The following is a 16191-nucleotide window of genomic DNA, read 5'->3' on the forward strand; positions in this document are numbered from 1 at the left end:
CCGCAGCATCCGCCCCTCCCTCGCACAGACGCTCAGCCGATGCGGATGAGCTTCTTGTTGACGAACTCGTCGGCGGCGAGATGCCCCAGCTCACGCGAGGTGCCGCTGCGCTTGATGCCGCCGAACGGCAGCTCGGGGCTGTCGGCCAGCACGAGGTTGACGTAGACCATGCCCGCCTCGATGTTGTCGGCGACCCGCTCGGCCTGCTCGGCGTCGGTGGTGAAGACGTACGAGCCGAGACCGAAGGTCGTGTCGTTCGCGAGAGCGACGGCAGCGTCCTCGTCGGCGACCCGGTAGACGACCGCAGCAGGGCCGAAGAGCTCCTCGCGGTAGACGTTCATCTCGGGGGTGACGTCGGCGAGCACGGTCGGCGCGAAGAACGCTCCGTCGCGCGTGCCGCCGGTCAGCAGCGTCGCGCCCTGCTCGACGGCCTGGTCGATCTGCTTCTGCAGGTTCTCGGCCGCCGTCTCAGACGAGACAGGGCCGAGCACGGTGTCGTCGAGCATCGGGTCGGTCGCCGTCACCGAGGCCATCGCCGCGGTGAACTTCTCGACGAACTCGTCGTACAGACCGTCGACGATGATGAAGCGCTTCGCACCGTTGCACGCCTGGCCGTTGTTGTCGAGACGCGCGTCGACGCCGGCCTGCACCGTGGCGTCGAGGTCGTCGGTCGAGAGCACGATGAACGGGTCGGATCCGCCCAGCTCGAGCGCGACCTTCTTGAGGTTGCGTCCGGCGATCTCGGCGACCGCAGCGCCTGCGCGCTCCGAGCCCGTGAGCGAGACGCCCTGCACGCGCGGGTCGGCGATCATGTCGGCGATCTGGTCGTTCGTCGCGAGGACGTTCTGGTAGGCGCCCTTCGGGAATCCGGCGTCGTGGTAGATCGCCTCGATCGCGGTCGACGACTCGGGGCACTGCGGCGCGGGCTTGAGCAGGATGGTGTTGCCGACGATCAGGTTCGGAGCCGCGAAGCGCACGATCTGGTAGGCCGGGAAGTTCCACGGCATGATGCCGACGAGCGGTCCGAGCGACGAACGGCGCACGATCGCCGACCCCTCTCCGAGGATGGCGATCGGCTGGTCGGCCATGATCGCCTCGGCCTGGTCGGCGTAGTACTCGGCGATGTCGGCCGCGAAGTCGACCTCTCCGAGGGCTGCCTCGCGGGGCTTGCCCATCTCGCGCACGAACACGTCGGCGAGCTCCTCGCGGCGTTCGCGGTGCAGCTCGGCCGCACGGCGGAGGAGCGCTGCGCGCTCGGCGACGGTCGAGGAACGCGACCAGTCGCGGTGCGCGGCGTCGGCGGCCGCCACGGCCTCCTCGATCTGTGCATCCGTGAACGTGTCGAAGGACGCCAGCGTCTCTCCGGTGGCGGGGTTGATGACGGCGTAATCGGTCATGTCGAGTCCTCTCATGTTGTCGGTCTGGGCCCTTCGACAGGCTCAGGGACCCAGACCGGAGGTGGTGGTCAGGAGATCGGGATCAGCGTGTACTTGGTGGACAGGTACTCGTGGATGCCCTCGAGACCGCCCTCGCGGCCGACACCGGACTGCTTGACGCCACCGAACGGTGCCGCCGCGTTCGACACGACGCCCACGTTGAGACCCATCATGCCGGTCTCGAGCTTGTCGATCATGCGCTGACCGCGCTGCAGGTTCTCGGTGAACACGTACGACACGAGCCCGTACTCGGTGTCGTTCGCGAGACGCACCGCGTCGTCCTCGGTCTCGAAGGTCGCGATCGCGAGCACCGGTCCGAAGATCTCCTCGCGGAGGATCGCCGAGCCGGCGACGACGTCGGTGAGGACGGTGGGCTCGTAGAACGTGCCGGTGCCCTCGAGCGCCTTGCCGCCTGCGAGCAGCGTGGCGCCGCGTTCGACGGCGTCATCGACGAGCTCTCCGGCCTTCGCGACAGCGCCCTCATCGATGAGCGGTCCGATCGCGACTCCGTCTTCCGTGCCGCGGCCGATCTTCATCGCCTTCACGCGCTCGGTGACCTTGCGGGCGAACTCGTCAGCGACGTCCTTGTGCACGATGAAGCGGTTGGCCGCGGTGCACGCCTGGCCGATGTTGCGGAACTTCGCCGCCAGTGCGCCGTCGACCGCCTTGTCGAGGTCGGCGTCGTCGAACACGACGAACGGGGCGTTGCCGCCGAGCTCCATCGACACCCGCAGCACGCCCTCGGCGGCCTGGGCGATGAGCTTGCGTCCGACCTCGGTCGAGCCGGTGAACGACAGCTTGCGCAGACGCGGGTCGGCGATGATCGGGGCCGACAGCGCCGACGACTTCGAGGTCTGCACGACGTTGACGACACCGGCAGGGAGGCCGGCCTTCTCGAGCAGCGAGGTGAAGAACATCGTCGTCAGGGGCGTGAGTGCCGGGGGCTTGATCACGACGGTGCAGCCGGCCGCCAGAGCGGGAGCGATCTTGCGCGTCGCCATTGCGAACGGGAAGTTCCACGGCGTCACGAAGAACGACGGGCCGACGGGCCGCTGCGAGACGACCATGTGGCCGGTGCCCTCGGGGTTGATGCCGTAGCGACCGCTGATGCGCACCGCCTCCTCGCTGAACCAGCGCAGGAACTCGCCGCCGTAGGCGACCTCGCCGCGGGCCTCGGCGAGCGGCTTGCCCATCTCGAGGGTCATCAGCAGCGCGAGGTCCTCCTTGTGCTCCTGCACGAGGTCGAAGGCGCGGCGGAGGATCTCGCTCCGGGTGCGCGGCGCAGTTGCCGCCCACGAGTCCTGCGCGGCGACGGCAGCATCCAGTGCCCGGATGCCGTCACCCGGCGTCGCGTCGGCGATCGTGCGGATGACCGCACCGGTCGCCGGGTCCTGCACGTCGAACGTGCCGCCGGTCTCGCCGTCGATCCACTCTCCCCCGATGAAGAGGCCGGTGGGGATGCTGTCGAGCAGCGCCTGCTCAGTCTGAGTGCTCATGAATCTCTTTCTGTGGGGAGGGAGGAATGCGGATGCGGCGGACGCGGTCAGCGTCTGCGGATGCTGGTAGGAGCATCCATGCTGAGCGTCTCGCCGCGGAAGAACGCCGGGCGCTTGATCCGCTGCCAGATCATCACCGCGATGCCGACCACGATGATGAGCATCCCGAGGATGAAGACGATGCCGACTCCGCCGATCTGCGACCCGGAGCCATAGGCCGGGTCCATGGAGTCGATCAGCGTGGTGAAGAACAGGATGCCGAGGATGATCCCGCCGATGAGCGGGAACAGGAACGTGAAGAACAGATTCCTCGTCGAGTCGAACCACTGCTTGCGGAAGTACCAGACGCAGGCGAAGGCCGTGATGCCGTAGTAGAAGCAGATCATCATGCCGAGCGTCAGGATGGTGTCCCAGAGCGTGTCCTCACTGACCACGCGCATCACCGCGTAGAACGCCGAGGCGACGATGGCCGACACGATGGTCGCGAACCCGGGGGTGAAGAAGCGCGGGCTGACCTTGGCGAAGGGTTTGGGCAGTGCGCCGTAGTGTCCCATCGCGAGCAGGGTCCGCGCCGGCCCCACGAACGTCGACTGGAGAGACGACGCGGAACTCGTGAGCACCGCGAGCGAGACGAGGAATGCCAGCGGGCCGAGGATCGGACCGGAGAGGTGGAAGAACACGTTCTCCTGGATGTCGCCGTTGCCGAGGCCGAGCTCGCCGTCACCGACGCCCGCGAACATGATCATCGCGACGGCGAGCAGCAGGTAGAGCGAGACGATGGTGAGAACCGTGGCGGTCGCGGCGCGACCAGGCGTCTTCTCGGGATCCTTGGTCTCCTCGTTCATCGTGAGAGTGACGTCCCACCCCCAGAAGATGAAGATCGACAGCGACAGACCGGCGGCGACGGCGCTGAAAGACGAGATCGCGAACGGGTTGAACCAGTTGAGGTCGAACGGCTGGTAGTCGAAGCCGTTGCCGTTCACCGCCTGCACGATCGCGGCGCCGGCGAAGAAGACCAACACGAGGATCTGGAAGCTGACGAGCCAGTACTGCAGCTTCTGCGTGGTCTGCATGTCGCGGTAGGAGATCCATGTGGCGCCGAGCATGAAGAGCAGGCACACGCCGATGTTGACCCAGGTGTTCGACGCGATCGCCGCGATGTCCGCGTTGCCCGTGATCTGCGAGAGCAGCAGGAAGAGGAAGTCCACCGCGACCCCCGCGAGGTTGGACAGCACCAGGATGGTCGCCACGATCAGGCCCCATCCGGCCATCCACCCGATCCACGGGCCGAACGCCCGCGTCGCCCAGGTGAAGGAGGTTCCCGAGTCGGGCATCCGGTTGTTGAGCTCCCGGTATCCGAAGGCCACAAGGAGCATCGGGATGAACCCGAGGAGGATGACGGCCGGGATCTGCGCCCCGACCTCGGAGGCCGTAGGCCCCACGGCTGCGGTGAACGTGTAGGCCGGAGCGATGCATGAGATGCCGATCACGACGGCCCCGATGAGACCGACGGTCCCCGCAGACAGCCCTTTGGTGGAGATTCCTGTCGTGACTCCTGATGCGGGCTCCGTCGCCCGGTTCGAGCTGCTCATCAGCGGACTCCTGCTTCGGCGCGGGTGCGCGGGACGACGATCATGGGCACGGGCAGTTCGTGCAGCATCTTCGCTGCGGTCGAGCCCAGGAACAGGCGGCGCGGCTGCGCCAGACGGCTGGAACCGACGAGGACGACCTCGCCGGGCAGCCACGTGAGATTCGCGACGGCGTCTTCGACCGTGTCGCCGGGGGCCTCTTCGACCTCGGCCTTCAGTTCTTCGGGCAGCAGCCCCTTGGCCACCTCGAGCACTTCGCTCGCGTGCTCGTCGCCGACCATGCGGATCGCGCCGGTGTCGAGACCGGGCGGCACGTCGAACGGCACGAGTGAGACCAGCCGCAGACCGACGCGCGACTCGGTCGCGATCGCGGCGGCCTCGTCGAGGAGGTTGTCGGCGCCGGCGCGGTTGCCGACGGCGGCCGTCACCCGCGGGAGCACATGGTCGTCCTGCTCCGCCGTGCCGGCGGGGGCGAGCGCGACGGGGATGGTCGACGAGTGCAGCAGCTCGGAGGCCACGCTGCCGAGGCGGTGACGGCCGAAGATGCTGCCGCCGGCGGTGCCGATGACGATCAGGCGGGCGTCGAACTCCTCACCGGCGGCGATGAGCCCCTCGGCGAACGACTCGCCGAAGCGCACGTGGCCGGTGCGGGTGAGCTCCTGCGGCAGCCGCACGACGGCGTCCTCGAGCCACTCCTTCGCCTGTCGCCGGATGTGCTCCTCGTACGCGCGCTCCGGCGGAACCGCGGCACTCCGGGTGCCCTCCGATGGCAGCACGATCACGAGGTGCAGGACAGCACCGAGGCTGCGGGCGAGCCGCGCGCCGAGCGCAGCGGCATCCGCTCCCGCATCCGTCGCCGTGTAGCCGACGACGACCGCGCCGGTCATCAGCCGACCTCGGCGGCGTCGCCGGTGGCGCGAGTGGCTTCGACGATGCTCCATGCGACGAGGTGCCCCATGCGGATCGCGCCGTCGACGTGCTGGTAGCCGGCTCCTGCCATGTCGCTGCAGGCGAAGTGGATGGGTCCGACGGCCGAGCGCAGGTCCGCGCCGTAGCGGTGCAGTCCGCCCATGTCGAAGCTCGCCGCGTACGCGCCGCGCGTCCACTCCTCGGTGCCCCAGTCGCTCTCGTAGTACACGACGGGGTTCTTGGCCTCGTCGCCGTAGTAGTGCGAGAGGGACTCGAGGATGCGCTCCTTGCGCTCCTCGGCCGACAGCGTGAACAGGTCGTCGGCGTTCTGGTCGCTCACGAAGCCGACCAGGGTGCCGCGCTCGTCGCCGTGGTTGGTGTTGTCGTACGCCTCGTGCGCGAGCTCGTACGGGCTGAACGCGGTGCCACTGAGGCCCTGTTCGCGCCAGAACGGGCGGTCGTAGACGGCGTGCACCTTGATGACGAAGCCCATCGAGATGTGCTGGTGCATCTGGTGCTGTCGACGCGGCAGCGGCGGCACGAAGGCGATGCGGCTGTAGAGCACCGGAGCGTGCGCGAGGATCGCGAAGCGGGCGCGCACGGTGGTGTCGTCGGTGGTCGCGACGACCGACGACTGGGCTCCCGAGCCTTCCGAGGGGCTCCACTCGAGCGAGCGCACCGGCTGGTTCAGCAGCACGTCGTCTCCGAGTCGCTCGGCGAGCAGCAGCGGCACCTTCTGCAGGCCGCCGACGACGCGCTTGTCGAGGATGAAGTCGGCGTCGACGAGGTTCGAGTACGAACCGGCGGATGCTGCCATCAGCAGCGACTGCAGCAGGGAGAACGAGTGCGTGGGCTTGGTGAGCATCGCGGATCCGGTGGCGAAGGCCAGGTTGCGCACGGCCTCGTCGTCGTCGGTCTGCGCCCGCAGCCAGGCGTCCCACGTGACCGAGTCCCACTCTTCGGCCTGGGCGTGCGCCCAGGGGCGGTCGGGGTCGATCTCGGCGACCATGGCGTCGAGGCGCTCGGTGATCTCGGCGATGACGGCCTCGGTCTCGGCGGACACCGGGAACATCTCGCCCGTGAAGCGATGCGTCTGTCCGTCGGGTCCGACGTACACGCTGTCGCCTTCGCGATAGCGGCTGTAGGTCTCGAGCCCCAGCTCCTCGATCGTGTCCTTCAGCGCATCCTGATCGGGCGAGACCCACTGGCCGCCGATCTCGAGCATGGCGCCGTCGATGACGTCGGTCCACAGGCGGCCGCCGACGCGGTCACGTGCTTCGAGGACGGCGACCGACAGTCCGGCCTTGCGCAGGTCGTTCGCGGCCGTGAGCCCTGCGGCCCCGGCTCCGACGATCAGCACGTCGCGAGTGATCTCAGCCATCTGCTTCTCCTTCGTTGGAAATGTGTGTGCCGGCCGCGACTCGAAATCCCCCGATCCTCGTCGCGGCCGGACGTGTGGTGGCGGTCGCAGCGAGCCGCGACCGCTGGTCTGTCAGCCCGCGTTCGCCGCGAGTGCGTCCGCGACGACGTCGAGGCCCTCGTTCAGCAGATCGTCGCCGATCGAGAGCGGAGGCAGGAAGCGGATGACGTTGCCGTAGGTGCCGCAGGTGAGCACGATGACGCCCTGGGCGACGCACGCCTTGGCCACGGCGGCGGTGAGTGCGGCATCCGGCGCGTTCGTCTCGGGGTTCACGAACTCGGCGGCGATCATCGCACCGTGCCCGCGGATGTCGCCGATGCGGGCATCCTGCTGCTGCATGGCTGCGAGGCGTGTCGTGAGGATCTCGCCGATCTCGCGGGCCCGCTCGATCACGCCGTCGTTCTCGAAGACGTCGATCGCGGCGAGCGCTGCGGCACAGGCGATCGGGTTGCCACCGTACGTGCCGCCGAGGCCGCCCGCGTGCGAGGCGTCCATGATCTCGGAGCGCCCGGTGACGGCGGCGAGAGGCAGACCACCCGCGATGCCCTTGGCGGTCGTGATGAGGTCGGGCTCGATGCCGAAGATCTCGCTGGCGAACATGTGGCCGGTGCGGGCGAAGCCGGTCTGCACCTCGTCGGCGATGAAGACGACGCCGTTGGCGCGGCACCAGTCGGCGATCGCCGGCAGGAATCCGTCGGCCGGGACGATGAAGCCGCCCTCACCCTGGATGGGCTCGATGATGACCGCCGCGAGGTTGTCGGCGCCGATCTGCTTCTCGAGCTGCAGGATGACGCGGGCTGCGGCCTCGCCGCCCTCGAGTCCGTCGCGGAACGGGTACGACATCGGTGCGCGGTAGACCTCGGGGGCGAAGGGCCCGAAACCGCTCTTGTACGGCATCGACTTGGCGGTCAGCGCCATCGTCAGGTTGGTGCGTCCGTGGTAGCCGTGGTCGAAGGCGACGACCGCCTGGCGACCGGTGTGCTTGCGAGCGATCTTGATCGCGTTCTCGACGGCCTCGGCGCCGGAGTTGAACAGGGCGCTCTTCTTGGCGAAGTCACCGGGGGTGAGCCGGTTCAGTGCCTCGGCCACCTCGATGTACGACTCGTACGGAGAGATCATGAAGCAGGTGTGGGTGAACTGTGCGGCCTGCGCGGCCACTGCTGCGGCGATCTTGGGGTGCGCGTTGCCGACGGTCGTCACGGCGATGCCCGAGCCGAGGTCGATCAGCGAGTTGCCGTCGGCGTCGACGACCACTCCTCCGCCGGCGGCGACGGCCGCAACCGGAACCGTGTGCCCGACGCCCGCGGCGACGGCATCCGCCTTGCGCGCGAGGATCTCGGCCGAGCGGGGGCCGGGGAGGTCGGTAACCAGACGTCGCTCCTGGGGGAGGTCGGGTCCGCCGAGGGGGACTGCAACAGCTGCGGTGTCGAGGAGTGCCATGTCCGCGAGCGTACGGCCGGATCCGCGACAGGCGCATTCGCCCGACTGTACAATCTCGTTGAGATCATCGCCCGACCGTACACTTCCGGGGTTCTGGCGACGGGAGAGGAGCATCGGCATGGACGACACCGAGCAGCCCACTCTGCGCGCCCTGTTCCGACGTCGCGACCTCGGACTCGCCCTGATCTCGAGCGAGGGCGACCTCCCGGTGGGCGCGCTCGATCGCCCCCTGCGCTGGGTGCACAGCTCCGACCTTGCCGACCCGACGCCGTTCCTCGCCGAAGACCTCGCTCTGCTGACCACCGGCACCCAGTTCGACGCCGGCACGGACTTCGACGTGTACGTGGGGCGGCTCGCGGACCGCGGGGTGCTCGGCCTCGGCTTCGGCACGGACGTGCATCGCGCCGGGATCCCCGAGGAGCTGATCCTCGAGTGCGCACGCCGCGGGACCCCGCTGTTCGAGGTGCCCTACCGCACGCCGTTCATCGCGATCGCCCGAGCGCACTCCGAGGCCATCGCCGCACAGGCCTACGCCCGCAGATCCTGGGCGCTCGACACCCAGCGTGCGCTGGCACTGGCCGCACTCCGCCCCCGCGGGCTCGACGCGACCGTCGCCGAGCTCGGGAGGCGCCTGGGAGTCTGGGTCGGCATGTACGACGCAGCCGGCTCGCTTCAGCTCTCGCACCCCCGGTCAGCCGTGACAGCGGGCCGGCTGGCCGAACTCGGCGAACGTGCCACCGAGATCCTCGCCCGTGGACTCGAAGCCGGGCAGTCGCTCACGATCGACGATCAGACGTTCACGCTCTTCACCGTCGGACGAGGCGGACATCTGCGGGGAGTGATCGCGTTGGCGGTCGACGCGCTCGACGCCGAGGCCCGCACGGTCGTGACGTCGGTGATCGCGATGGCCGGGCTCGCGCTGGAGCAGAGCGACCAGCTCGCCCGCAGCAAGCGCCGATTGAACTCGCAGCTGCTGAGCTCCCTGCTCGACGACGACCCGACCCTCGCTCGCAAAGTGCTCGGTGGCATGCCGTCGGCGCCCGTCGTCGTGGCGATCGCCGCGGACGCCCCGACCGGACCTTTCGCAGACTGGTGGGACCGCCGCCGCGCCGAGCACGGCACCGCGAGCTTCCTCGCCGAATCTGCGGAGGGCGTCGTGCTCTGCCTGTCGATGGACGACGACGCACTGCTCGACGAGGTCGCCACTCGTTTCGGCATCCGCATCGGGGCGTCGGGGTCGGAATCGTACGACGCGTTCTCGCGTGCCCACGCTCAGGCGCTCGCGGCGCTGCGACAGCAGTCCGGGGCAGGGGTGTTCCACTTCGCCGACGCTGCGGGATCCAGCATCCTCAGCGCGCTCGCGACCGACGAGGCCCGCCTGGTCGCCGAGTCTCGGCTCGCGCCCCTCCGCGACCACGATGCGCGATCAGGCGGCGACCTCGAACGCTCGCTGCGCACGTGGCTCGAGCACGATGCGAAGTCCGATCCGGCGGCTGCGGCCCTCGGCGTGCACCGCCACACGCTGCGGTCGCGGATCACTCAGGCGGGTTCCCTGCTCGGCAGCGATCTGTCGTCGTTCCCCGCCCGCGCAGAGCTGTGGGCGCTGCTGCAGACGGCCCGGGATTAGCCGGCCGGCCCCACTCCCCCTCTACTCCCCCTGCTCCCCTCCGGCACGAAACCCACCTCCCGACACGAAACCCACCGCGCGCACACGGGTCTCACCCCGACACCCCGGTCTCACCGACCGTCGTGACACCCGCCCAGCCGAAGCCGCCCTTCCGACACGAAACCCACCGCACGCACACGGGTCTCACCCCGACACCCCGGTCTCACCGACCGTCGTGACACCCGCCCACCCGAAGCCGCCCTTCCGACACGAAACCCACGGGTCTCACCCCGAAACCCCGGTCTGACCCCGATACCCCGGTCTCACCCCGAAACCGCGGTCTCACCGACCATCGCGGCACCCACTCGGCCGAAGCCGCCCTTCCGACACGAAACCCACCGCACGCACACGGCTCTCACCCCGAAACCCCGGTCTCACGGCGGCCGCGGCACGCAGCAGCGCTGCCGCGGCCTACTCGCCCTCGCCGAGGTTGTCGGAGACGACCTCGAGCGCATGTGCGCGCGCCTGCACGGCATCCGCGCCCCGTTCCGTCGTGACGGCAGCGGCGAATACCTCGGCGAACACCAGATATGCGACGCGCGAGGTGTGCTCGAGCTCGTCGCGGAAGCTCACGCCGGTCGGAGCGATCACGAGCGACAGCGTGGCCGCCTCGGTCAGCGCCGACGAGGCGAAGGATGTCAGCGCGATCACGGTCGCGCCGCCGCGCGCCGCCGCAGTCGCGACGCGAAGGCTTGCCTCGTTCGCGCCCGATCCGCTGACGATGAGGCAGACGTCGTCGGGCGTGAGGTGGCGTGCCGCGATCTGCTGCGCGATGGCATCCGCGATGAACTCCGCCGAGCGCCCCGAGGCCGTGAGCCTCATGGCCAGATCGTTGGCTATCGGCGAGGAGAGGCCGTTGGCGAGCACGAGCAGACGACGAGCGGATGCCGCGAGCCGCACCGCCTCGTCGACCGCATCCGCGTCGAGCAGACTCGTCAGCGCCGGCAGTGACGCCGCGAGACGACCGATCTCGCCCCGCATCCGCCCGAGCGCGCCCGGTCCGTGGTCGATGCCCGCCTCCGTCGGCCCGCTGCCGAGTTCGGCGGCGAGCGCGACGCGCAGCTGCGGGTAACCGCGGTAACCGAAGCTCTGGCACGCGCGCACGACCGTGGCGCGGCCGACACCCGCTCGGTCGGCGAGTTCCTGCGCGGTCCATTCGACCACCGCCTCCGCCGACTCGACGATCAGCTCGGCGACGCGGCGTTCGGCGGGCTGCAGGGTGTTGAGCACCGCGGCGATTCGAGCGGTGGGCGGAGCGCTAGGCGAGAACACGGGTGCGGGCTCCCTCCATGATCCGGCGGCGGATCGCACCGGAGACGGCATCGATCAGCATCGTGACAGCGACGACCACGATGAGCAGGACACCCACCGTCGACCACTCACGGTACTGGGTATACGAGGTGAGCATGTCACCGATTCCGCCGACGCCGATCAGACCGAGCACGGCCGATGAGCGCACGTTGATCTCGAAGCGGTACAGCCAGAACGACCAGAACGCGGGCTCGACCTGGGGCCAGACACCCCAGCGCAGCACCTGCAGGGTGCCACCACCCGCCGCGCGTGCGGCCTCGATCGGCCCGCGGGGCACCGCCTCGACTGCTTCATAGCCCCATTTGCCGAGCGTGCCGATGCCGTTGATCGCCAGCGCGAGGGCGCCCGTGAACGGCGTGAGCCCCGTGACCGAGAGGATCACGATCGCGATGATGATCTCGGGAACCGCCCGGATGAGCGAGAACAGCCCGCGCAGCAGTGCGCGCAGCCAGGCGGGGCCGAAGCCGCGCGCGGCGAGCAGGCTGATGGGGGTCGCGAGCAGGATGCCGAGGATCGTGCCGACCCACGCCATCTCGATGCTGCGCCAGGTCTGCCAGAGCGCCTCGGGCAGCTTCTCCCAGTTTGGGCTGCCGAACATCAGGAACGTGTAGCGGACGATCTCGGCAGGAAGGTCGGCGAGACGTGCCCAGTTGATGTCGATCGACCAGAAAGCCAGCACGACGATGGCGGTGACGATGATCCATGAGGCGATGAGCCAGGGTCGGCGCGGCTTGTCCGGGATGACCGTGACGGCAGAGGGCGGAGTGAGCACGGTGGTCATACGAGTCTCCGTCGGATGGCGTCGGAGACGAGGTCGATCACGATGACGACGATGAGGATCTCCAGGATGATGAGCGAGAGCTGGTCGTAGCGGTAGAACGTGCGGACGGCGTCGATGAGCAGGCCCATGCCGCCGGCTCCGACCAGACCGAGCACCGTCGAGGCGCGGACGTTGAGTTCGAAGACGTAGAGAGTCTGGTTCGCGAACGCCGGCCAGGCATCCGGGAGCGCAAGTGTGCGGTTGATCTTCGTCTGTGTGGCACCGACCGCTCGGCCGGCCTCGAGCGGACCCCGGTCATTGGTGTCGATCGCCTCCGAGACGAGCTTGACGATGATGCCGACGTTGAACAGCAGCAGCGCGAGGATCCCGGGGAGCGCGCCGACACCGACCATCGCGACGAGGATCGCTGCGTAGAGCAGGTCGGGGACGCTGCGGATGACGTTCAGGATGCCGCGCACGATGACGCGCGCCGGAGCGTTCGGGTTGGTGGCGCGAGCCGCCCAGAAGCTCAGCGGCAGCGAGATCACCGCACCGATCGCCGTCGCGATGACGGCCATCTGCAGCGTCTCGATGAGCGGCGGGAGCGTGCGCGGGAAGAAGCTCCAGTCGGGCATCAGCAGCTTGATGATCTTGTCGGCGCCGTTCTGCCAGTTGCGCGCGATCGCCGAGAGGTCGACACCGATGCCGATGCCGGGCAGGCACATCACGACGGTGATGGCGACGACCGCCAGCAGGATCACGGGCCCACGCCACGCGCCGCGCGGCCGCAGAGGTATCTCGAGCGGTGCCGGTGTCGCCTCGGTCATGTGTCGAGCCGATCGTCGGGGGTGAGGGATCGACCGTAGATGCTCTCGAAGTCGGCATCCGTCGCGCTCGCTGCCGGACCGTCGTAGACGATCTTGCCCGCGCGCATCCCGATCATCCGTGCTCCGTACTCGCGGGCGAGGTCGAGCAGGTGCAGGTTGACCAGCACGGTGATGCCGAGGTCTCGGTTGATGCGGCGGAGGTCGTTCATGACACCGTGCGCGGTGGGCGGGTCGAGGCTCGCGACCGGCTCGTCGGCCAGGACGATGCGCGGCTCCTGCGCCAGTGCGCGTGCGATGGCGACGCGCTGCTGTTGCCCACCCGAGAGGTCGGATGCGCGCGAGTGGAGCTTCGGCAGGATGCCGACGCGGTCGAGCGCCTGGTAGGCCAGCTGCCGGTCGGCGTCAGGGTACGCGCCCAGCAGGGTGCGCCACAGGGGCGTGTGGGCGAGACGCCCGACGAGCACGTTCTGCAGGACGCTCGCCCGGCCGGCGAGGTTGAACCCCTGGAACACCATCCCGATGTCGCCGCGCAGGCGCCGCAGGGTGCGGGGCGAGGCTCCGCTGACGCGGTGCTCGCCGACGTCCAGCGTTCCGCTCGTCACCGGCACGAGGCCGTTGATCGTGCGGATGAGAGTGGACTTGCCCGAACCCGAGAGGCCGACGACGGCGACCATCTCTCCGGCGTCGATGTCGAGGGAGACGCGGTCGAGGCCGATCGTCCCGTTGGGGTATCGCACCGTGACGCCATCGAGACGGATGGACCACGGCGTGGACGCCGCAGCCTGGGCTGCGGCGTCCACGTGCTGGATCTGATCGGACAATTTACTGGAGCCCCAGGGCCTGGGCGGCGCGAGCGACGACATCGAGGGAGTCGGGATCGGCGGGCGCGAGCTTCGTGATCGAGTAGATGCTCGTGAGGATCTCGGAGCCCTCCTCGGTGTTCGAGAAGTCCTCGAGAGCCGTGGAGATGCGGTCCTGCAGCTCGGGCGACAGGTCGGACGACAGCGCGACGCCGTCGTTCGGGATCTCCTCGGTCAGGGCGAAGACCACGACCTTCTGGCCCACATCGGGGGTGTCCTTCTGAACGATCGTGCGGGCATCCCAGAAGCTGAAGCCGACCTCGGCGTCGCCGTTGTAGATCGCCAGCACCGAGGCGTCGTTCGCGGTCACGGGAATCTGCTGGATGTCGGTGTCGGTGTCGAGTCCCGCCTCCTGCAGCGCGAGGACCGGGTAGATGTAGCCGGCGGGTGAGCCGGGTCCGAGCAGCGCGACCTTCGCTCCCTCGACCTTGTCGATGCTGTCGAGACCGGCAGGACCCGACATGGCGTCAGCGCCGTTGCAGAACAGCATCCCGTCGCGCTCGACCGGCTGGTCGTCGCAGTACTTGTCGGGGTTGTTCGTCATGAACTGCGCGGGATAGGTGATGTTGCCGTTGCGCTCGGTCTGCAGCACGACCGATGCGTCGTACATGTCATTGGCCTGCCACAGCTGCAGAGACGGCAGGAAGCCGATCTGCGCCTGACCGGCCCCCATCGCCTCGACCGCGGCCTGGTAGTCCTTGGAGACCACACCGGTGACCTCGATGCCGAGCTCCTCGGTGAGGTAGTCGGTGAGCGGTGCCGCGGTGTCGACGAGGCCGTCCTGGTCCTGCGAGGGCACCAGGGCGAGCACGAGGGACTCGGGATCGGCAGCGGGGGCGGCGGACTCGTCGGGCGCGGCCGTGTCGGTCGAGCAGCCGGTGAGCACGACGGCGAGCAGGGCACCCGCGGCGACGAGCCCCGCGGCGGTCCGGCGGAAGGGGGAGGTACGCATTGTCATCCTTCGATGTGTGGTGGGTGAGGGAGGGTGGAGAGGTGCGGGTTCAGGGGCGCAGCCACGCGTCGAGCTGAGGGATCAGCGTCGCGAAGTCGGCAGCGCGGTAGGTGGGGGTCGCATCTGGATCGGGGAAGCCACCGATCAGAGCGGTCGCATGGCCGCGCGCATGGGCGGGGGCGAGGTCGTTGTGCCAGATGTCTCCGATGCTCAGCACCCGCGCGTCCGCGGGCAGATCCGCCAGGAACGCATCGAGACCGGCCGGCTTGCCCGCACTCGTGACGATGCGGTCGAAGAGCCCGGCGAGGCCGAGCGCGTCCAGCGCCTGGTCGATGCGGATCGCCGGTGCGTTGGTGACGAGAACGAGCTCCGCGTCAGCCGCAGCAGCGGCGAGGAAGGCGGCGAGGCCGTCGGGTGCGGTGATCGGAGCCGCTGCGGTGGCGAGCTCTGCTCGGCTCGCCAGATACGCGGCGCTGAGCATGCGGGCATCCGCACCACGGGCAGCCGCAGCCCGCCGCACCGCGTCGTAGCCGTCGAGGGCCCCACCGTCGGCGGCGGAGAGCGTCTCGCGGATGCCGTCGACGAAGCCGTGGTCGTCGTCGAGAGCGGCAGCCACCTGCGTGGCGTACGCCAGGACGGGCCCGTCCCCGAGGGCGATCGTGCCGTCGAAGTCGAAGAGGAGAATGGAGTTCACGGTGTTCTTTCCGCATCCGCACTCTGATCTCGCGGACGCTCCGTCCAGCATGCTCAGTGATTGTGGACAGAAAGTCCCGATCATGTGAACGCCGTGTGAACACTCCGTCCACCGGGATCTTGTAGCGTGAACGCCGTGTCCGGAATCGACGACCTCACGACCGCTGCAACCCGAGCACAGTCCGACTCGGCCACGACCGCACGTGCAGCCGTCGACAGTCTCCCGTGGCTCGCCGCCGCACTCGAGGACGACCGCGAGCACGGACGCTTCGACGCCTGGGGCCGGTCGACCGTGATCGACGAGAACATCGGCGCGCCCGTCATCTCTCGGGCACTGTTCGACGAGTTGCACCGCAGAGCAGGCATAGCGGCGCAGTGGCCCGTCGGCAACGCCGGACTCCTGCACTGCTACGGCTATCTGCTGTCACTCGTCGAGACGCCGTACGGGCTCAAGCGCGAGCGCTGGGTGACACCTGCGCTCGCAGAGGCGTGCGCTCTCGCACCCGACGCGTTCCTGCCCTGGCTCGAAGGCGCCACACTGCTCCACAGAGCAGGCGCCGCGGCATCCGGGATCCTCCACAGCGCATCGCTGTCGGGCACAGCGACCGTCGACGGACGACACACCCGCGTGGGGGTCACCCGCGAGCAGGGACCCGCGGCGCTGGTCTACGCGGTCGCCGCCGTCTCCGAGACCACTCCCCTGCTGATCACGATGTTCCCCGTCGCCGACGCGGGCGTCGTGCTGACCGAGTTCGCGAGCACTCCTCGCCTGCGTTGGAACGCGGTGTGATTCGCATGCCGCATGCGCGCCGGTCAGGATGCTGATCTGCGC

14 protein-coding genes are annotated in these 16191 nt (G+C 69.1%); 2 read left to right on the forward strand and 12 right to left on the reverse strand.

Annotated features, from left to right (window positions below):
• Nucleotides 1–32 precede the first annotated feature (32 nt).
• The 6 genes from FIV50_RS13255 to gabT form a co-directional block, all read right to left on the reverse strand.
• Nucleotides 33–1397, reverse strand: coding sequence for an NAD-dependent succinate-semialdehyde dehydrogenase (locus FIV50_RS13255; protein ID WP_140037837.1), 1365 nt, complete (start codon nucleotides 1395–1397; stop codon nucleotides 33–35).
• A gap of 68 nt (nucleotides 1398–1465) precedes the next feature.
• Nucleotides 1466–2932, reverse strand: coding sequence for an NAD-dependent succinate-semialdehyde dehydrogenase (locus FIV50_RS13260; RefSeq protein ID WP_140037838.1), 1467 nt, complete (start codon nucleotides 2930–2932; stop codon nucleotides 1466–1468).
• Between the two features lie 47 nt (nucleotides 2933–2979).
• Nucleotides 2980–4524 (reverse strand): APC family permease, encoded by a 1545-nt coding sequence (locus tag FIV50_RS13265; RefSeq protein ID WP_140037839.1) that lies wholly within the window; start codon nucleotides 4522–4524, stop codon nucleotides 2980–2982.
• Nucleotides 4524–5408, reverse strand: a complete 885-nt coding sequence (locus FIV50_RS13270) for a universal stress protein (RefSeq protein WP_140037840.1) — start codon at nucleotides 5406–5408, stop codon at nucleotides 4524–4526. Before FIV50_RS13270 ends, FIV50_RS13265 begins: the two co-directional genes overlap by 1 nt.
• Entirely contained in the window at nucleotides 5408–6811 is a 1404-nt protein-coding gene (locus FIV50_RS13275; RefSeq protein WP_140037841.1) for a flavin monoamine oxidase family protein, read from the reverse strand. The genes FIV50_RS13270 and FIV50_RS13275 overlap by 1 nt, the downstream gene beginning before the upstream one ends.
• Before the next feature lie 111 nt (nucleotides 6812–6922).
• The gene (gene gabT / locus FIV50_RS13280) at nucleotides 6923–8290 is read right to left on the reverse strand and encodes a 4-aminobutyrate--2-oxoglutarate transaminase (RefSeq protein WP_140037842.1); all 1368 of its coding nucleotides are present in this window, start codon (nucleotides 8288–8290) and stop codon (nucleotides 6923–6925) included.
• A 118-nt stretch (nucleotides 8291–8408) separates the two neighbouring features.
• Between gabT and FIV50_RS13285 the strand changes: the two genes are divergently transcribed.
• Nucleotides 8409–9917: a PucR family transcriptional regulator gene (locus FIV50_RS13285; RefSeq protein WP_140037843.1), complete on the forward strand. Its 1509-nt coding sequence runs from the start codon at nucleotides 8409–8411 to the stop codon at nucleotides 9915–9917.
• Nucleotides 9918–10367: 450 nt separating this feature from the next.
• Here FIV50_RS13285 and FIV50_RS13290 read toward each other — a convergent pair whose 3' ends face one another.
• The 6 genes from FIV50_RS13290 to FIV50_RS13315 are packed head-to-tail and all read right to left on the reverse strand — an operon-like array spanning nucleotide 10368 to nucleotide 15360.
• Complete coding sequence (locus FIV50_RS13290; RefSeq protein WP_258184270.1) at nucleotides 10368–11186, reverse strand: MurR/RpiR family transcriptional regulator; 819 nt, start codon at nucleotides 11184–11186, stop codon at nucleotides 10368–10370.
• Between the two features lie 28 nt (nucleotides 11187–11214).
• Complete coding sequence (phnE, locus tag FIV50_RS13295; protein ID WP_140037845.1) at nucleotides 11215–12048, reverse strand: phosphonate ABC transporter, permease protein PhnE; 834 nt, start codon at nucleotides 12046–12048, stop codon at nucleotides 11215–11217.
• Nucleotides 12045–12854, reverse strand: coding sequence for a phosphonate ABC transporter, permease protein PhnE (phnE, locus tag FIV50_RS13300; protein ID WP_140037846.1), 810 nt, complete (start codon nucleotides 12852–12854; stop codon nucleotides 12045–12047). The genes phnE (FIV50_RS13295) and phnE (FIV50_RS13300) overlap by 4 nt, the downstream gene beginning before the upstream one ends.
• Nucleotides 12851–13654, reverse strand: coding sequence for a phosphonate ABC transporter ATP-binding protein (gene phnC, locus FIV50_RS13305; RefSeq protein ID WP_258184271.1), 804 nt, complete (start codon nucleotides 13652–13654; stop codon nucleotides 12851–12853). Before phnC ends, phnE (FIV50_RS13300) begins: the two co-directional genes overlap by 4 nt.
• A gap of 22 nt (nucleotides 13655–13676) precedes the next feature.
• On the reverse strand, nucleotides 13677–14666 hold the full coding sequence (phnD, locus tag FIV50_RS13310) for a phosphate/phosphite/phosphonate ABC transporter substrate-binding protein (protein WP_140037848.1): 990 nt from the start codon (nucleotides 14664–14666) through the stop codon (nucleotides 13677–13679).
• A 49-nt stretch (nucleotides 14667–14715) separates the two neighbouring features.
• Nucleotides 14716–15360, reverse strand: a complete 645-nt coding sequence (locus FIV50_RS13315; protein WP_258184272.1) for an HAD family hydrolase — start codon at nucleotides 15358–15360, stop codon at nucleotides 14716–14718.
• A 135-nt stretch (nucleotides 15361–15495) separates the two neighbouring features.
• Here FIV50_RS13315 and FIV50_RS13320 point away from each other — a divergent pair, with 135 nt between their 5' ends.
• Nucleotides 15496–16149 (forward strand): amino acid deaminase, encoded by a 654-nt coding sequence (locus tag FIV50_RS13320; RefSeq protein WP_258184273.1) that lies wholly within the window; start codon nucleotides 15496–15498, stop codon nucleotides 16147–16149.
• The last annotated feature ends 42 nt before the right edge of the window (nucleotides 16150–16191 follow it).

The sequence above is a fragment of the Microbacterium foliorum genome (assembly GCF_006385575.1).
Taxonomy (GTDB): Bacteria; Actinomycetota; Actinomycetes; order Actinomycetales; family Microbacteriaceae; genus Microbacterium; species Microbacterium foliorum_B.

Coding starts and splice junctions, on each gene's coding strand:
- FIV50_RS13255 (WP_140037837.1), bottom strand. CDS start 1,397: ATGACCGATTACGCCGTCATCAACCCCGCCACCGGAGAGACGCTGGCG.
- FIV50_RS13260 (WP_140037838.1), bottom strand. CDS start 2,932: ATGAGCACTCAGACTGAGCAGGCGCTGCTCGACAGCATCCCCACCGGC.
- FIV50_RS13265 (WP_140037839.1), bottom strand. CDS start 4,524: ATGAGCAGCTCGAACCGGGCGACGGAGCCCGCATCAGGAGTCACGACA.
- FIV50_RS13270 (WP_140037840.1), bottom strand. CDS start 5,408: ATGACCGGCGCGGTCGTCGTCGGCTACACGGCGACGGATGCGGGAGCG.
- FIV50_RS13275 (WP_140037841.1), bottom strand. CDS start 6,811: ATGGCTGAGATCACTCGCGACGTGCTGATCGTCGGAGCCGGGGCCGCA.
- gabT (WP_140037842.1), bottom strand. CDS start 8,290: ATGGCACTCCTCGACACCGCAGCTGTTGCAGTCCCCCTCGGCGGACCC.
- FIV50_RS13285 (WP_140037843.1), top strand. CDS start 8,409: ATGGACGACACCGAGCAGCCCACTCTGCGCGCCCTGTTCCGACGTCGC.
- phnE (WP_140037845.1), bottom strand. CDS start 12,048: ATGACCACCGTGCTCACTCCGCCCTCTGCCGTCACGGTCATCCCGGAC.
- phnE (WP_140037846.1), bottom strand. CDS start 12,854: ATGACCGAGGCGACACCGGCACCGCTCGAGATACCTCTGCGGCCGCGC.
- phnD (WP_140037848.1), bottom strand. CDS start 14,666: ATGCGTACCTCCCCCTTCCGCCGGACCGCCGCGGGGCTCGTCGCCGCG.